The 15,511-nt window shown below is 68.7% G+C and carries 17 protein-coding genes; 8 read left to right on the top strand and 9 right to left on the bottom strand.

The genetic code is table 11. From position 1 onward, the window contains the following. Window positions 1–1,347: acyl-CoA carboxylase subunit beta (locus AB0L70_RS29595; protein WP_363689871.1), on the bottom strand; the 1,347-nt coding region annotated here is incomplete at its 3' end. A 94-nt stretch (window positions 1,348–1,441) separates the two neighbouring features. Here AB0L70_RS29595 and AB0L70_RS29590 point away from each other — a divergent pair. Next, the gene (locus AB0L70_RS29590; protein ID WP_363689869.1) at window positions 1,442–1,576 is read left to right on the top strand and encodes a hypothetical protein; all 135 of its coding nucleotides are present in this window, start codon (window positions 1,442–1,444) and stop codon (window positions 1,574–1,576) included. Window positions 1,577–1,694: 118 nt separating this feature from the next. On the opposite strand, the gene AB0L70_RS29585 is transcribed toward AB0L70_RS29590, so the two are convergent. Continuing rightward, window positions 1,695–2,174 (bottom strand): SCP2 sterol-binding domain-containing protein, encoded by a 480-nt coding sequence (locus AB0L70_RS29585; RefSeq protein ID WP_363689867.1) that lies wholly within the window; start codon window positions 2,172–2,174, stop codon window positions 1,695–1,697. A gap of 65 nt (window positions 2,175–2,239) precedes the next feature. Between AB0L70_RS29585 and AB0L70_RS29580 the strand changes: the two genes are divergently transcribed. The 3 genes from AB0L70_RS29580 to AB0L70_RS29570 all read left to right on the top strand — a co-directional run bounded on the left by AB0L70_RS29580 (window position 2,240) and on the right by AB0L70_RS29570 (window position 6,397). Further along, window positions 2,240–2,866, top strand: a complete 627-nt coding sequence (locus AB0L70_RS29580; protein WP_363689865.1) for a TetR/AcrR family transcriptional regulator — start codon at window positions 2,240–2,242, stop codon at window positions 2,864–2,866. A gap of 97 nt (window positions 2,867–2,963) precedes the next feature. Then, entirely contained in the window at window positions 2,964–5,591 is a 2,628-nt protein-coding gene (locus tag AB0L70_RS29575; RefSeq protein ID WP_363689863.1) for a phosphoenolpyruvate carboxylase, read from the top strand. Further along, a complete protein-coding gene (locus AB0L70_RS29570; RefSeq protein ID WP_363689860.1) occupies window positions 5,591–6,397 on the top strand; it encodes a biotin--[acetyl-CoA-carboxylase] ligase in 807 nt (268 codons plus the stop codon). The genes AB0L70_RS29575 and AB0L70_RS29570 overlap by 1 nt, the downstream gene beginning before the upstream one ends. Here AB0L70_RS29570 and AB0L70_RS29565 read toward each other — a convergent pair. The 3 genes from AB0L70_RS29565 to AB0L70_RS29555 all read right to left on the bottom strand — a co-directional run bounded on the left by AB0L70_RS29565 (window position 6,383) and on the right by AB0L70_RS29555 (window position 9,450). After that, window positions 6,383–6,949, bottom strand: a complete 567-nt coding sequence (locus tag AB0L70_RS29565; protein ID WP_363689858.1) for an MOSC domain-containing protein — start codon at window positions 6,947–6,949, stop codon at window positions 6,383–6,385. The genes AB0L70_RS29570 and AB0L70_RS29565 overlap by 15 nt on opposite strands. Further along, entirely contained in the window at window positions 6,928–7,836 is a 909-nt protein-coding gene (locus AB0L70_RS29560; protein WP_363689856.1) for a helix-turn-helix transcriptional regulator, read from the bottom strand. Before AB0L70_RS29560 ends, AB0L70_RS29565 begins: the two co-directional genes overlap by 22 nt. A gap of 219 nt (window positions 7,837–8,055) precedes the next feature. Beyond that, the gene (locus tag AB0L70_RS29555) at window positions 8,056–9,450 is read right to left on the bottom strand and encodes an OFA family MFS transporter (protein ID WP_363689854.1); all 1,395 of its coding nucleotides are present in this window, start codon (window positions 9,448–9,450) and stop codon (window positions 8,056–8,058) included. A gap of 197 nt (window positions 9,451–9,647) precedes the next feature. On the opposite strand from AB0L70_RS29555, the gene AB0L70_RS29550 reads away from it, so the two are divergent. Beyond that, window positions 9,648–10,268, top strand: a complete 621-nt coding sequence (locus tag AB0L70_RS29550; protein WP_363689852.1) for a PH domain-containing protein — start codon at window positions 9,648–9,650, stop codon at window positions 10,266–10,268. Here AB0L70_RS29550 and AB0L70_RS29545 read toward each other — a convergent pair. Beyond that, window positions 10,265–10,735 (bottom strand): MarR family winged helix-turn-helix transcriptional regulator, encoded by a 471-nt coding sequence (locus AB0L70_RS29545; protein WP_363689850.1) that lies wholly within the window; start codon window positions 10,733–10,735, stop codon window positions 10,265–10,267. The genes AB0L70_RS29550 and AB0L70_RS29545 overlap by 4 nt on opposite strands. Window positions 10,736–10,793: 58 nt before the next feature. On the opposite strand from AB0L70_RS29545, the gene AB0L70_RS29540 reads away from it, so the two are divergent. The 3 genes from AB0L70_RS29540 to AB0L70_RS29530 are packed head-to-tail and all read left to right on the top strand — an operon-like array spanning window position 10,794 to window position 13,071. Further along, on the top strand, window positions 10,794–11,714 hold the full coding sequence (locus AB0L70_RS29540) for a glutamate-cysteine ligase family protein (RefSeq protein WP_363689848.1): 921 nt from the start codon (window positions 10,794–10,796) through the stop codon (window positions 11,712–11,714). Next, window positions 11,711–12,682 carry a hypothetical protein gene (locus AB0L70_RS29535; protein WP_363689846.1) on the top strand — a complete coding sequence of 324 codons (972 nt, stop codon included), beginning with the start codon at window positions 11,711–11,713 and terminating at the stop codon, window positions 12,680–12,682. Before AB0L70_RS29540 ends, AB0L70_RS29535 begins: the two co-directional genes overlap by 4 nt. Next, window positions 12,679–13,071 carry an MAPEG family protein gene (locus AB0L70_RS29530; protein WP_363689844.1) on the top strand — a complete coding sequence of 131 codons (393 nt, stop codon included), beginning with the start codon at window positions 12,679–12,681 and terminating at the stop codon, window positions 13,069–13,071. Before AB0L70_RS29535 ends, AB0L70_RS29530 begins: the two co-directional genes overlap by 4 nt. A 6-nt stretch (window positions 13,072–13,077) precedes the next feature. Here AB0L70_RS29530 and AB0L70_RS29525 read toward each other — a convergent pair whose 3' ends face one another. Genes AB0L70_RS29525 through AB0L70_RS29515 form a run of 3 tightly spaced genes read right to left on the bottom strand, consistent with a single transcriptional unit; the run spans window position 13,078 to window position 15,504 of the window. Further along, window positions 13,078–14,292: a GNAT family N-acetyltransferase gene (locus AB0L70_RS29525; protein ID WP_363689842.1), complete on the bottom strand. Its 1,215-nt coding sequence runs from the start codon at window positions 14,290–14,292 to the stop codon at window positions 13,078–13,080. Window positions 14,293–14,348: 56 nt separating this feature from the next. After that, the gene (locus AB0L70_RS29520) at window positions 14,349–14,912 is read right to left on the bottom strand and encodes a hypothetical protein (RefSeq protein WP_363689840.1); all 564 of its coding nucleotides are present in this window, start codon (window positions 14,910–14,912) and stop codon (window positions 14,349–14,351) included. Window positions 14,913–14,925: 13 nt separating this feature from the next. Then, the gene (locus tag AB0L70_RS29515) at window positions 14,926–15,504 is read right to left on the bottom strand and encodes a GtrA family protein (RefSeq protein ID WP_363689838.1); all 579 of its coding nucleotides are present in this window, start codon (window positions 15,502–15,504) and stop codon (window positions 14,926–14,928) included. Window positions 15,505–15,511: the final 7 nt, after the last annotated feature.

Here is a 15,511-nt window from a genome sequence, read left to right as displayed (position 1 = left end):
ACGAAGTCGACCACGACCGGCTGGTCGGTGACCGACATGGCCTTGTCGATCGTCGCGTCGACCGAGTCCTTGTCGGTGCTTCGAACCCATCACGTCGTACGCGCCGCCGTAGGCCTTACGGGTGATGACGGTGATCATCGGCACGGTGGCCTCGGCGTACGCGTAGATCAGCTTGGCGCCGCGGCGGATGATGCCGTTCCACTCCTGGTCGGTGCCGGGCAGGAAGCCCGGGACGTCGACGAAGGTCAGGATCGGCACGTTGAACGCGTCGCAGGTCCGGACGAACCGGGCCGCCTTCTCGGACGCGTCGATGTCGAGGGTGCCGGCGAACTGCATCGGCTGGTTCGCGACCACCCCGACCGGGCGGCCCTCGACCCGGCCGAAGCCGACGATGATGTTCGGCGCGAACAGCGTCTGCACCTCGAGGAACTCACCGTCGTCGACGACCGCCTCGATCGCTGTGTGCATGTCGTACGGCTGGTTCGGCGAGTCCGGGACCAGCGTGTCCAGGGCGAGATCGGTCTCGGTCGGCTCGAGGTCCGCGGGTGCGTCGTACACCGGCGGGTCCTCGAGATTGTTCTGCGGGAGGTGACCGACCAGGGCCTTCACCCACTCGATCGCATCCTCCTCGTCGCTGCCGAGGTAGTGCGCGTTGCCGGACTTGGTGTTGTGCGTACGGGCGCCGCCGAGCTCCTCCTGCGTGACGTCCTCACCGGTGACGGTCTTGATCACGTCCGGACCGGTGATGAACATGTACGACGACTCGTCGACCATGACTGTGAAGTCGGTGACCGCGGGGGAGTAGACCGCGCCGCCCGCGCACGGGCCCATGATCAGAGAGATCTGCGGGATCACGCCGGAGGCACGGACGTTGCGGCGGAAGATCTCGCCGTACAGGCCGAGGCTGACCACGCCCTCCTGGATCCGGGCGCCGCCGGAGTCATTGATGCCGATCAGTGGGCAGCCGATCTTGGTGGCCAGATCCATCACCTTGAGGATCTTCTCGCCGAAGACCTCTCCCAGGCTGCCGCCGAAGACGGTGAAGTCCTGGGCGAACACGCACACCTGGCGGCCGTCGATGGTGCCGTAGCCGGTCACCACGCCGTCGCCGTACGGGCGGTTGGTGTCGAGGCCGAAGCTCGTCGAGCGATGTCTGGCGAACTCGTCCAGCTCGGCGAAGGAGTCCTCGTCCAGCAGCAGCGCGATCCGCTCCCGGGCAGTCTTCTTGCCGCGGGCATGCTGCTTCTCCACCGCGCGCTCCGACCCGGCGTGCACGGCCTCGTCCAGCCGGTTCTCGAGATCCGCGATCTTGCCGGCGGTGGTGTGGATGTTCACCGTCTCTCCCATAGACGGGCAGCCTACGCGTCAGTACGCCGTACCGCCCTGTGACGTCGGCCGCAACGCCGCCCGACTGAACCCGCACGCTCGATAGGTTGCCGGGGTGGCTGAGCCTGTTGTCGACGACCTGGTCCGGGACATGTACGAGCGCGTCGCCAGACACACCGGTGGCACGCTGCCGGCCGAGCTCGCCGAGCAGGTCCGAATGGCGGAGGCGCCCGGGTCGGCGAGCAGGTGACCGGGTTGGCGACGACGCGGCGTTGAGCACGCCTAGGGCGCAGGCGCCGGTGAACGCGCCGGCCAGCGTGGCAGCATCCTCCGAGCAGTCCGCCCAGCACGGGAGGGACGCGCGCTGATCAGGCTGGTCCGACGACGAAGATCTTGGTCAGGCGGGCGGCCAGGGCGAGGTCACCGCGGACCGAGAGGCGTTGCTTGAGTACGGCGAGCACCGGGTCCTCGTTGCCCGTGACAACCCGCAGCAGCGTGGCAGGATCGGTCCGGATCGAGATGTCCACGGTCTCCGGCTGACCGGTGAGCACCGTGCACCGGCTGTCGCGGATCCGGATCCAGCGTTCGTCCACGTCGAGTCGGCCGTCCTCGCCCGCGCCCGTGATCTGCCAGGCGACGGTTGCATCGAACCCGGCGGCCCGGGCGGGACGGAGGTACTCCGGCATCCGGCGAAAGATCTCGCGCAACGCGACCTCTCGCAGACCCCCGATGAGCCGATGCCGGAGCTCCCGCTCCGACGTCTGGTCGACCAATCGCGCCAACTCGGTTGCATCCAGGGTGGTGAGCCCATCGGCATCGAGCCAGCTCGCACTGCCTCGCTCGGCCATCGACCACCCCCGCGGCAGTTCCTACCAGACCGTAGGAATTTCCTACGATCTGGTAGGTTTGTCAAGTGGTGGAGGATGCTGAGAAACGCCGTCGCGCGGCGCACCTCGGCCCGGAGCGACGCCGTCCGATGATCCTGGACGCAGCCCTCGAAGTCTTCTCCGCGAACGGCTATCCCGGGACGACGATGCAGTCGGTCGCGGACGCCGCTGGCGTGACCAAACCCGTCGTCTACGACTGTTTCGCGAACCGCGACGAGCTGCTGCTGGCCCTGCTCGCCCGCGAGGAGCAGCACCTGGTCACCTCGATCGTCTCCGCGCTGCCGGCAGACCCGAGCGTCGGCACGCCCGAGGAGCACGTCCTCGACGGCCTGACCGCGTTCCTCACCACGGCCGCGAAGAATCCGCGCTCCTGGCGGATCGTCTTCGGAGCCCAGTACGGCGCCGCACCCGCGGTGTCCGAGCGGGTCCGGGCCGCCCGTGCGTTCCTGGTCGAAGGCCTGCGGCTGACCCTGCTGAAGTCCCTGCCCGGCGTCACCGACCCGGAGGCGAACCTCCCGGTGCTGGCCGAGATGCTCGCCTCGATGACCGAGGCCTGCGCCCGGATGCTCGTCGTCGACGGCACCGACCGCAGCCCGGTGGAGCTGGCCAAAGTGGTGTCCCAGGTCGTTGGTGGCGGGTTCGGGAACGTTTGATTCCTTACTGTGAAGTAGCTGAGCAGAGGGTCACGATCGGCTTCCAGTGGGCGGACTGTGCGGCGATCGCGGGCGACCGCCGATAGGGTGGGCGAACGTGACCGAGACCGGTAGTGAGACCCGTACCCGCGCGCGGTTCGAGGTGCCCGAAGAACTTCGGGCCGACGTCCGCCTGCTCGGCGAGATCCTCGGCAAGGTTTTGGTCGAGTACGCCGGACAGCCGCTGCTCGACGACGTGGAGAAACTCCGCGAGCTGACCATCGCCGGAGACGGCGCAGCGGCCGAGCAACTCGTCGCCTCCTGGCCGCATGAGCGGGCCGAGGACGTCGCGCGGGCTTTCACCTGTTACTTCCACCTGACCAACCTCAGCGAGGAGCTGCACCGCGCCCGCGTGCTGCGTGAGCGGGACCGCTCCGGCGAGGCCCCGTCGGTGTCGGAGCTGGCCCAGGCCGTCGAGCAGATCTCGAAGGAGAGCGGCGAGCAGCAGGCTCGCGCACTCCTCAACGGGCTGGAGTTCCGCCCGGTGCTGACCGCGCACCCGACCGAAGCCCGCCGGCGCGCCGTGCTGGCGACGATCCGGCGGATCTCGTCGTTGCTGGACGAGCGCGGCGACCCGCGCACCGGCGACAGCGAGCTCGCCGAGAACCAGCGCCGCCTGATCGAGCAGGTCGACATCCTGTGGCGTACGTCGCAGCTGCGCACCAGCCGTCCGTCGCCGCTGGACGAGGTCCGCTCCGCGATGGCCGTCTTCGAGGAGACCCTCTTCGATGTCATCGGCAACGTCTACCGGCGGCTGGACGACGCGCTCGCCGGTGACGCGGCCGGGACCCGGCTGCCCGTGGTGGCGCCGTTCGTCCGGCTCGGCTCGTGGATCGGCGGCGACCGCGACGGCAACCCCAACGTCACCGCCGCGATCACCCGCGAGGCCATGCAGATCCAGGCCGACCACGTACTGCGGGCGCTCGAACAGGCGACCGACGTACTCGGCCGCGCCCTGACCCTGGACGCGGCGACCACTCCGCCGTCCGCACCGGTCCGCCGGATCCTCGAGGACGCCCGGGCCGTCAACCCCGAGCTGATCGCGGACATCGAGACTCGTTCGCCCGCCGAGCCGCACCGACAGCTCCTGCTGCTCGCAGCCAAGCGTCTGGCCGCGACCCGCGCCCGTGACGCCGACTTCGGCTACCCGCGGGCCGCTGACTTCCTGCACGAGCTCAAGGTGCTGCAGGACTCCCTGGTGACCGCAGGCGCACCACGCCAGGCGTACGGCGACCTCCAGCAGCTCATCTGGCAGGTCAACTCGTTCGGCTTCCACCTGGCCGAGCTGGAGGTCCGCCAGCACTCGTCCGTCCACACCAAGGCCCTCGAAGAGGTGCTCGGTGGCGGCGAGCTGTCCGACCAGACCGAGGAGGTGCTGGCGACGCTGCGGGTGATCGGGCAGATCCAGCAGCGCTTCGGCCCGGAGGCGTGCCGTCGGTACGTCGTTTCGTTCACCCGGAACGCCGGCGACCTCGCAGCGGTCTACGAGCTCGCGGATGCGGCCCTGGACGGCCGTCCGATCGAGCTGGACGTCGTACCGCTGTTCGAGACCGGTGAGGACCTGCAGAACTCGGTGGAGGTGCTGGACAACGCGATCCAGCTCACCCGGGTCCGGCACCGTCTCACCGCCAACGACCGGCGCTTCGAGGTCATGCTCGGGTACTCCGACTCCGCCAAGGACGTCGGCCCGGTGTCGGCCACACTGGCCCTGTACGACGCGCAGGCGCGGATCACCGCGTGGGCGCAGCGCAATGCGATCCGGCTGACCCTGTTCCACGGTCGTGGTGGGGCGCTGGGGCGTGGCGGTGGTCCGGCGAACCGCGCCGTACTGGCGCAGGCTCCTGGGTCGGTGGCCGGGCGGTTCAAGCTCACCGAGCAGGGTGAGGCGATTCCGGCCCGGTACGGCAACGCGGCGATCGCGCAGCGGCACATCGAGCAGGTGACCGCGGCGACGTTGCTGGCGTCCACTCCGGCCATCGAGGAGCGGGCGGCCGCGGCGGCCAATCGGTTCGCCGAGATCGAGAAGACCCTCGACGAGGCCGCGCGTACGGCGTACCACCGGCTGGTGAAGGCGGATGGGTTCGCGGAGTGGTTCGGCCGCGTCACGCCGCTGGAGGAGCTGGGTCAGCTGCCGCTCGGGTCGCGGCCCGCACGGCGTGGGGTCGCGGTGTCCTCGCTGGAGGACCTGCGCGCGATCCCGTGGGTCTTCGCGTGGTCGCAGGCCCGTGTCAACGCGCCCGGCTGGTACGGCCTGGGTACGGCACTCGCTGCGGTCGGGGATGTCGCCGCACTGCGGGACGCCAACCAGAACTGGCCGCTGTTCCAGGTGATGCTGGAGAACGCGGAGATGTCGCTGGCAAAGACCGACCGGCGCATCCTGGGCCGCTATCTGGAGCTGGGCGACCGGGCGGACCTGACGCAGCTGATGCTCGACGAGCACGCGCTCACGACCGAGTGGGTGCTCAAGGTGCTCGACCAGGATCGCCTGCTGGTCGCGCGCCGCGTGCTGGGCCGAGCGGTCGAGCTACGGAACCCGTACGTCGATGCCCTCAGCTACCTGCAGTTGCGGGCACTGCGGACCCTGCGCACCGATGACTCGCTGGATGAGCAGCAGATCGTCCGGACCCGGCAGTTGCTGTTGCTGACCGTCTCGGGCGTTGCCGCCGGTCTGCAGAACACCGGCTGATGTTCAGCGACCTGGAACGGCCGCCCCTGGATGCGAGGTTCTTGCGGGGGCGGCTGGTTCGGCCTGGCTCGTTCTGGACCCAGATCGACATACTCGCGGAGACGCCGTCGACCAACGCGGTTGTCGCGGCTGCGGCGGCTGAGGGAGCGGCCGAGGGGTTGGTGGTGGCTGCGGAGTACCAGTCGTCCGGTCGTGGGCGGCTGGGGCGTACGTGGACCACTCCACCGCGTTCGGCGTTGCTGATGTCGGCTTTGCTGCGTCCGACTGCTGTGAGCGCGTCTCGGTGGCCATGGCTCGGTCTGTTGGTCCCGCTGGCCGTGGCGGCCGCCGTACGCCAGGTGGGGGAGGTCCCTGCGCTGGTGAAGTGGCCGAACGACGTACTGGTCGAGGACCGCAAGCTGGCCGGGATCCTGCTCGAGCGGATCGACGGACCGGCCGCAGTGGTCGGGATCGGCCTGAACGTCACCCTTCGCGAGGCCGAGAAGCCGCACCCCGCCGCGACCTCACTGGCGCTCGAGAAGGCTGTCACCACGGACCGCGCGACGGTGCTGGCAGCCATACTGCGTGAGCTGTCCGGCCGTTATCAGGCCTGGGTGGACGCAGCCGGAGACCCGGCCACGATCCTGCCCGAGTACCGCGAGCTCTCAGCCACGCTGGGCAGCAAGGTCCGGGTGGAACTGCCCGACGGGACCTTCCTCGAAGGCACCGCACGGGACCTGGCCGACGACGGCCGTCTCATCGTCGACACTCCCGACGGTCCACGCCCGCTGGCCGCCGGCGACGTCACCCACCTACGCAGCGCCTGACGCCTCGGCGATACTGACGCCGCGGTCCGGGCGGTGGACGACGACGATGCGATTGCCTGCCTGCACCCGACCGGTCGACACCACCTTGAGGTAGGCGCCGACCCGGCCGGTCGCCACGAATCGCCTGTGAAACTTGGGGATTCCGACCCGGGCGGACAGATTTCCGCAGGGATCGCGGGGCGACCGCACCTCGACCACGATGCCGTTCTTCGGCCCGCCGATCCGCCAGCGTTCTCCGATCAAGGCGTGGGTGATGTCCAGGCCGTGCGTCGTCAGGTTCTCGCCGAACAGGCCGGGCGGGATGTCCCGGTCCAGTTCGGTCGACCACCAGTCGGCGTCCTCCTCGGCGTACGCATAGAGCGCTTTGTCCGGTCCGCCGTGGAACCGTTTGTCGCATTGCTGGTCTCCGGCGAGCCCGAGTTCGCCGACCGGCACCGGGCCGGTGACCGGGCGCTTGTCGATCGCGGTCCAGCGGACCGGACCGCGGATCAGCTCGTGGACGACGTTGACCGCGACGAGTTGGGCGGGCATCAGGTCGCCCGGGTGATCCACCGGATCGGATCACCGCTGTCGAGGTCGGGGCAGCCGGCGTCGTGCAGGGCGCCGGCGACGAGGGTACGGCGGTACGACGCGAACGTGATCACGTGCGCGATCATCGCTCCGGCCGTGTAGACCTCGACCGAATCACCGGGGCAGACGACGAGTTCGTCAAGGCGGTTGCCGGCGCAGATCGCACCGACCTCGGCGGCGAACGCGGGGCCGACCTCGTCCAGCCGGCGCCGCATGCTCTGCACGCTTTCGCCTTGTTCTACAGCGAAGTCGTACTCCTGACCGGCCAGGTTCGCGTGCCACATCCCGAGCTGGCCGATCAGGCGGGACAGCAGCGAGCGAAGCGTCGGATCGGTGTCGATGCCTTCGACCGAGATCTCGATCGGGGTGTCCAGTTGCTCGTCGGTCAGTGTCGCCGCCTGGTCACACATCTCGCCGAGCAGCCAGACGTGATGGTCGACGATCGTACGGAGAAGATCCATGGAGGTCACCTTGTCCCTGGCCGGTACCCGCAGGCCGTTCGGTGGGTGGAAGTGGATGCCACTCGGCGCGTCGATCCGGATCCGGTCCGGGCGACCACGCCAGGCTCGCGGGGCGACGCCGTACGCGCGGGTGAAGGCGCGGGTGAAGGCCTCGTGGGAGCCGTAGCCCGCCTCGACCGCGACGTCGAGGATGTGGCCGGGGCCGGTCAGCAGCCGGTACGCCGCCCGCTCGAGCAGGATGCGGCGACGGAAGGCGCCCGGCCGCTCGCCCGCCGCGGTCTCGACCACTCGATCGAGATGAGATCGCGACAGCTGGACCCGGGCCGCCAGTTCGGTGGCGTTCGCCTCGTGATCGTCGAGCGCGTCGGCCAGTACATCGACGAAGGCGGCGAACACGTCGGTGGTCATACCCACCATCGTGCCGCCGCCCAGGCCGACTTACTTGATCGTTTTCGCTTTAGCTCGTGAAAATCTTGGCCGCCCCTTACCCTTCCCTTCCTCTTCCTTCCTTCCCTTTCTTCTACTAGCTCGTGAAGATCTTCACCGCTGTGATGAGGGTTTCTACTACGCCGTAGCCGAGGAGGACGGCGACGAGGAGCCAGGAGATCACCAGGCGTGGGGTCTGGTTCATGAGGATGCCTCCACCGTCGACTCGGACTTCTCGTGGAACCGCTCGGACACCTTCCGGATCAGCAGGTTGGCGATGAACCCGACCGCCAGCACACCCACCATCGTGAACAACGCCGGCCGGTACGCCGCGGCCGTCAGCGTGCCCGGCTTGCCCTCACGGTCCAGGAACCCGTTGATGATCAGCGGACCCGCGATCCCCGCCGCCGACCAAGCGGTCAGCAGCCGGCCATGGATCGCGCCGACCTGATACGTGCCGAAGAGATCCCGCAGGTACGCCGGAACCGTCGCGAACCCGCCGCCGTAGAAGGAGATGATCACCGCGGCCAGCAGTACGAAGATGACCGTGCTGTTGTGCCCGACGGTGGCGAGCAGGAAGTACGCGATGATGCCGACGCCCAGGTACATCGCGTAGATGGGCTTGCGGCCGATCAGGTCCGACGTGGTCGACCAGCCGAATCGCCCAGCCATGTTGAAGATCGACAACAATCCGACGAACCCCGCGGCCGCCGCGACCGCGACGCTGGACTTGCCGCCGGAGGCCCGGAAGAAGTCCTGGATCATCGGGCTGGCCTGCTCGAGGATGCCGATACCCGCGGTGACGTTGCAGAACAGCACCACCCAGAGGAACCAGAACTGCGGCGTCTTGATCGCGTTCGCCGCCGACACGTTGGCTGTGGTGACCAGTGCCTTCTGCTTGACCGAGGCCGGGTCGAACCCGTCCGGCGCCCAGCCGTCCGCGGGAACCCGGATGTTGAACACCCCGAACATCATGATCACGAAGTAGCCGACGCCGAGGGTGAGGAACAGCCCGACCAAGGCCCCGCCGCCGGCTACCGACGTACTGACGTCTGGGTCGTAACCCGAGTCGTACAGGCTGAGCAGTTGCCGGGACAGCGGGCTGGCAACGAGTGCGCCGCCGCCGAATCCCATGATCGCCAGGCCGGTCGCGAGTCCCGGGCGGTCCGGGAACCACTTGATCAGCGTGGAGACCGGCGAGATGTAGCCGATTCCCAGGCCGATGCCGCCGATGACGCCGTACCCGAGGTAGACCAGCCAGAGCTGGCCGGTGCCGATGCCGAGCGCGCCGACCAGGAAGCCGGTGGCCCAGAAACAGGCGGACACGAACATCGCCTTGCGTGGGCCGCTGCGCTCGACCCAGGTTCCGCCGATCGCAGCGGACAGGCCCAGCATCACGATCGCGATACTGAAGATCACGCCGACCGCGGTCTGACTGGTGTCGAAATGCTTCACCATCGACGTCTTGTACACACTGGTCGCGTACGCCTGCCCGATACACAGGTGAACCGCCAGCGCGGCCGGCGGGATCAGCCAGCGGCTGTATCCCGGAGGTGCGACGGTGTGCTCCCGATCGAGTATCGACAAGATGCCCATCACGGCTCCTTCTCCCGCCCCCCTGTGGTGACCCCTCGCGCATACTGGCGCACTGTATGCATTTTGTGAAGTGTTAAACCACTTCTTTGCCCGATCGGAATCTGCTCTCCCCGGGGCCAGCGCGGCTCGGTCGGTGTGCGAGTGGCTCGGTCGTGTCGGGGGAGGACAGGGAACCCGGGACCTGTGAAACTGGGCTCATGGCGATCTCGGCGAAGTTGTTGGGTGAGGACGAGTATGTCGTCGTCAGCACCCGGACGCACTGGAAGGCTTTGATCTTCCCGGTGTTCCTGCTGCTGGTGGTGGCGGGAGCAGGTGGTTTCCTGGCCGCGATCGTGCCGACCGGGTCGATGCAGACCCCGGCCCGGATCGCGATCCTCGCCGTCGGTGTCGTGATCCTGGCCGCGTTCGCGCTGAAGCCCTTCCTGGACTGGTACTTCTCGACGTACACCGTGACGAATCGCCGCCTGATCACCCGCCACGGCATCCTCACCCGCACCGGCCGAGACATCCCGCTGATGCGGATCAACGACGTCTCCTACGAGCACGGCCTGATCGACCGGCTGCTCGGCTGCGGCACCCTGCACATCGAGTCCGCCGGAGAGCGTGGACAGGTCGTCCTGCCCGACGTACCGCATGTGGAACACGTCCACCTGCAGATGTCCGACCTCCTCTTCGGCGGTCCGGAGGGTCGGATGGGCGACGGCATCCTGGAGAACGAGGATCCGCCCGAGCACATGCGCCGCAGGCCGCAGCAGCAACAGCAACCCCGCTCGGAGGAAGACAGCCAAACCCTCTTCAGCTCCGACGACGACCGCTAATTGTGCTCGTCTGTGGACCAGGCTTCGAGCAGGGCAGGCAGGCGGTCGAGGACTTTGCGGGTGATTTCGTAGGCATCGGGGCCGAATTCCTCGGTGAAGCGGGTTTCGAGTTCCTGTAGATGGCGGTAACCGTCCGCGGCCACAGAGGCGCCGTGGTCGGTGTAGGTGACGATCTTGGCGCGGCCGTCGTCGGGGTCGCTGCGCATCTCAAGGATGTCCAGGGCGACCAGCTCGCGGATCACCTCGCCCATCGATTGCCGGGTCATGCCGGAGCGGGCGGCCATGTCCGCCGCCCGAGCGCCGTCGGCGGGGAGCGTTCCGAAGACCGAGTTGTGGGCCGGCTTGACCTCCGGGTGCCCGCGGCGGTGGGCGGTCCCGACCATGTCGGTCTGGAGGGCGCGATTGGCCCGGTCGACCAGCGCGATCAATGGCTTGCGGTCCGGCCGCGGCAGCTCAACTCTTGACATCTTGTAAGGATACCTTCCAATATGTCGACAGGAATCCTTACAATATCAGGAGAGCCCGATGGACCCCAAGGAGCTACGCGCGGCCGTTGCGGCCCAGTTCACCCGCGGCCACCGCCGGTCGGTCCGGGTCGCCGTCGAGCAGGAGTTCGTCGTCAGCGACGCCGCGACCGGAGACCCCGTACCGATCGAGCGCGTACGGCGAGCCGCCGCGCCCACGTCCGCTTCGCCGTACGTCGGGTTCGAGCCCGGCGGTCAGCTCGAGCTCAGCCTGCCCTGCGGCCCGAACCCGGCCCACCTGCTGTGCGTCCTGACGGCCGACCTCGAACGTCAGCTGATCGCCGATGGGATCCGCATCCAGGCGATCCCGGTCGACCGCCGCCCGGAGGTGCCGCTGCAGCTGACGAGTCCGCGGTACGTCGCGATGCAACGGCACTTCGACACCATCGGACCGTCCGGCCGGCGGATGATGCGGCGTACCGCCTCGACGCAGGTGTGCCTCGACTGGTGGCCGGGGCGCGCGGGGATCGAGCAATGGCGGATCCTCAACCTGGCCGGGCCGTTCCTGGCGGCCGCGTTCGCGCGCAGCGCCGGCCCGGACGGGCGGCTGGCGGCCTGGCTCGACCTCGATCCGGCCCGCACCGGGTTCGACGACCGGGTGCTGTACGGCGATGACCCGATCTCGGCGTACGCCGACCTGGCCGCGGGTGCGACGGTCTTCGTCGAGGGTGGTCCGGCAGCGCACCTGACCACGATGTTCCCGCCGGTCCGGCCGCGGGCGACGTACCTCGAAGTCCGTTTCCTCGACGCGCAGGAACCTGCGACCGTTGGCCGCGCGATCGCCGCACTCACCAGCCTGATGTACGACGACGATCGCCGCCGGCGCGTCCTGGCTGCGTTGGAACCGGAGCGGTCCCGTCTGGCCGACCACTGGCACGCCGCTGCGGCCGGCGAGCTCGACGGATCGGCGGCGGCAGCATGAACGGCGTCCTGTTCGTCACCGACCCGTTGGCCGGGCTGCACGCCGACATCGACGCGACCATCGGCCTGATGAGTGCCACCCAGGACCTCGGCCTCGACGTCTGGTACTGCGAGCCCGAGGAACTCGCCGTGGTGAGCGGGCGGCTGCAGGCGCGCGCTCACCGGATCCGGCTCCGACCGCGTCGCCCGGCGGGAGACGACCACCGGTGGATCGTCGACGCGGTGTGGTGGGACGAGGTGGACGTCGCCACGGTCGGAGTCGCCGGCTTCGACCTGGTGCACCTGCGGATCGATCCACCCGTGGACGCGCGGTACCTGCACACGACGTACCTGCTGGACCTTGCGGGCACTCGGGTCGTCAACCGTCCGGACGGGATCCGGGCGATCCACGAGAAGCTCGTCGCGCTGCGGTTCCCCGAGTTGTGCCCGTCGACGTACGTCGGTGCCTCGGTCGCCAGGTTGCGTGACTTCGTAGCCTCGGTCGGTACGGCGGTGGTCAAACCCGTCGACGGGTTTGCCGGAATCGACGTCTGGCTGGTGTCCGACGACCACACCGCGGTCGCGCTGCTGGAGTCGGCGACCCGCGGCGGGCGCCGGGCCGTGATTGCTCAGGAGTATCTACCGGCAGTTGCGCACGGCAACAAACGGTTGTTCCTGGTGGACGGCGAACTCGTCGGTGCCGTCCTGCGCCGGCCGGCCGTCGACGACTTCCGGATCGGGCCGCCGGTCGCGTCGGCTCCGATCGACGACGCCGACCGCGCGATCGTCGCGAGCCTCGGTCCGGTCCTGCGACATCACGGCCTAGCGATCGCCGGAGTGGATGTCATCGGCGGCCGGCTGATCGAGGTCAACGTGACCTGCCCGGGTGGCATGCACAAGACCGATGCCCTACTCGGCACCCACCTCAGCGAAACCATTGTTCGCCGGCTCATCGAGCCCGCGCTGCTCCCAGAAGGAGTCTCGTCATGAGTACTGTCACGATCGTCTGCATCGCGCTGCTGGGCATCCTGCTTTTCGTCCTCGGCGCCAACGTCACCCGCAACCGCGCGCTCCGCGGGGCCGGCAACCAGGCGCCGACCGACCCGGCGGACCGCCTGCTGATCGCGATCCGCGCGCACGGCAACGCGGCCGAGTACGTCCCGACGATGATCGTTCTGCTGCTGGTGTGTTCGGCGCTGTCGAGCAGTTGGGTGGTCGACGTACTGGCGATTGCGTCGCTGGTCGTCCGGACCACGCATGCGGTCGGGATGCTCTCGGCGAAGACCCTTGCGGCACACGGGCCACTCCGCGATGTCGGTGCCCTCGGCACCTATCTCACCGGCATAGCCCTGGGTATCACTGCGATCGTGACGATCTGAGCAGCGTCAGAACACCTCGAGGCTGACGGGGGCGATCGGCCAGGCGAACGCCGAGGAGGCTGCGTTGAGGGCGCCCTCGGTGTGTTCGGTGACGCGGCCCGCGGCGGCGAACTCGGCGAAGGTCCGGCCGCCGAGGTAGGCGGCGCCGAGCTCGCGGATGGAGAGGGTCAGGTCGGCCGGGTCGTCGGTGGGTTCGCAGCTGACCGAGGCGCCGTCGGTGGTCAGCCGGAACCGCCCGGCGTTGGACGGAATGATGTCGTCGGCAACCTCGAAGACGAGATCCACGGCGACGGCGTACTGGCGTTGTCCGAGGGCCCGCGCGACATCCGTGATCCGGACCCAGAGCGACTCGCTCACCCGGCGGTTCAGCGCGGTCGGCGTGGTGACGAGTTGCTGCAGCGGCTCGTCCAGTGCGGCGTACCCGTACCCAAGAGTCGCGGCGAGGTCCAGGGTCAGGACGTACTGCCACAACGCCGTGTACGCCGCCGGGCTGAGCGCGACCAGCTCCTCGACCAGCACCTCGTTGGCCGGGCCGGTCGCCTCCCAGTTCATCTTGCCGCGCCACAACGCGTACCCGTCGAGGGTGCCGGCCTCGTCGCGGTGCACGAGGATCTGGCGCTCGATCCGGCCGTCGCGATGGTCCTTCTTGTCCTCCAGATGCTTCTGCCAGCCGAGGTCCGACCGACCGGACACACCCGGCCGTCGTTCCTGCAGGGCCCGCAGCAGCGGCGGCAGCTCCTTGAGGGCCTCATCCGCGGTCAGTACGCCGAGCTCGCCCGGCCGGAGCTCCACCCGCGGCGGCCCGACCCGGCGGAGGTCGATCTCGTAGGACGTCCCCCATGCGGCGGCGCCGTACCCGAAGCGGCCGTAGATCCCGGGCTCGCTGGCCCACAGCACCGCGATCGCCTCCGGGACCTCGCGCAGTTGGCGTGAGATCAACTCCGACATCACGCCGCGCCTTCGATGCGTCGCCCGTACGCCGACTCCGGTCACGTGGGCGGCCGCGACCACCGCGCCCGGCACGGACAGATCCCGCGTCAACGCCCTGGTCGTGCCGACGACCTCCGCGCCGTCGGTCGCCAGCAACGCCCGCTCAGGCTCGAACTGCTGCTTGCCCAACTCGTCGTCATCCGACGGATCGAACATCATCGCCCCGGCAAACACCGCCGACACGGCCTCATAGTCCTCAGCCACACCCGCCCGCACCACGATCTCGTTCACCGTCGCATCTTCACACGCCCCACCGACACCCGGTCAACAACACACTTCCGCGGGGGTCAGACCGCCTCTACGCCGTCGACGAGCCATTGGCCGTTGACGGATTGGAGGGTTAGTTGGACTCGGGTGCGTTGGACGCTGGGGGTTTTGAGGGTCTTGGTTGTTGTCGAGGTGTCGACGAACAGGAGGACGTGGGCGGTGGAAGCGGTCACGTCCTTGACGGCGGCGTCGATGACCTTGGCCTGGGCGACGGCCTCTTGGCTCAGTTGTTGTGGGCGGATCGCGGTCACGGTCTGCCCGAACTCGGCGCCGAACTGGTCGGTCGTGACCTTCTTGGTCGCCGCCGCGTAGTCGTCCAGCTTGCGGTAGTCGTAGCTGAACAGAACCGGCACATCAGCCTGCGCAGCCGCCAGCACGTCCTTCTGCACCTGCGCGCCCGGCCCGGCCGCGTCGAGCTTGGACTGGAGGTCGTCGGCGCGCTTGGCCTGCGAACTCGCATCGGCCCGCACGATGGCGACCGCGGCGACGCCGGAGACGATGCTCACCAGCAGCAGTACGGCGAGCACGATGCTGACAATGACGCCTGGGTGCAGACGGCGTGACGGCGCAGACGGGTACGTCATCGACCAGCCAGGGTCAGCGAACGACGGGTAAGTCGCCGGTGTTCTCGTCGTCGAACGCGGTGCCGTCGGAGAGTGCGGCCGGGGTGTCCGGCGCCGGGTGGTGCTCGGCCTCGTCCAGCTCGATCTCTTCGCGGAACACGAACTTGCGGTACGACCAGAACCGGAACAGCGTGCCGAGCCCCAGGCCGACGAAGTTCGCGGCGATGTTGTCCGACAGCCAGCTGTGCATGTCGAGCACGTACCGGGAGAAGCCGAGGCAGCCGGCCGCGATCAGCAGGCCGATGCCGTTCAGCACGAAGAACAGCACGTACTCGCGGTGCAGTCCGCTGCGCTCGCGGTGCCGCCAGGTCCAGTACCGGTTCCCGAAGTACGTCGCGACCGTGGCCACCGTGGTCGAGATCAGCTTGGCGGTCAGCGGCTTGTGGTGCAGCATGCCCTCGCCGGAGTCAGCCAGCACCAGCGGGTTGTTGAACACCAGCCAGTTGTAGATCGGCAGGTCCACGACGAGACCGAGCAGACCGACCAGACCGAACTTGGCCACTTCGTGCACCAGGTGCTCGACCTGGCGATACAGCGTGGTGACGAGTTTCAACGGTCTC

It is taken from the genome of Kribbella sp. NPDC051952 (assembly GCF_040680855.1).
Taxonomy (GTDB): domain Bacteria; phylum Actinomycetota; class Actinomycetes; order Propionibacteriales; family Kribbellaceae; genus Kribbella.
The sequence above is the reverse complement of the archived record's forward strand: the minus strand, read 5'-3'. Positions and strand labels throughout refer to the sequence as shown.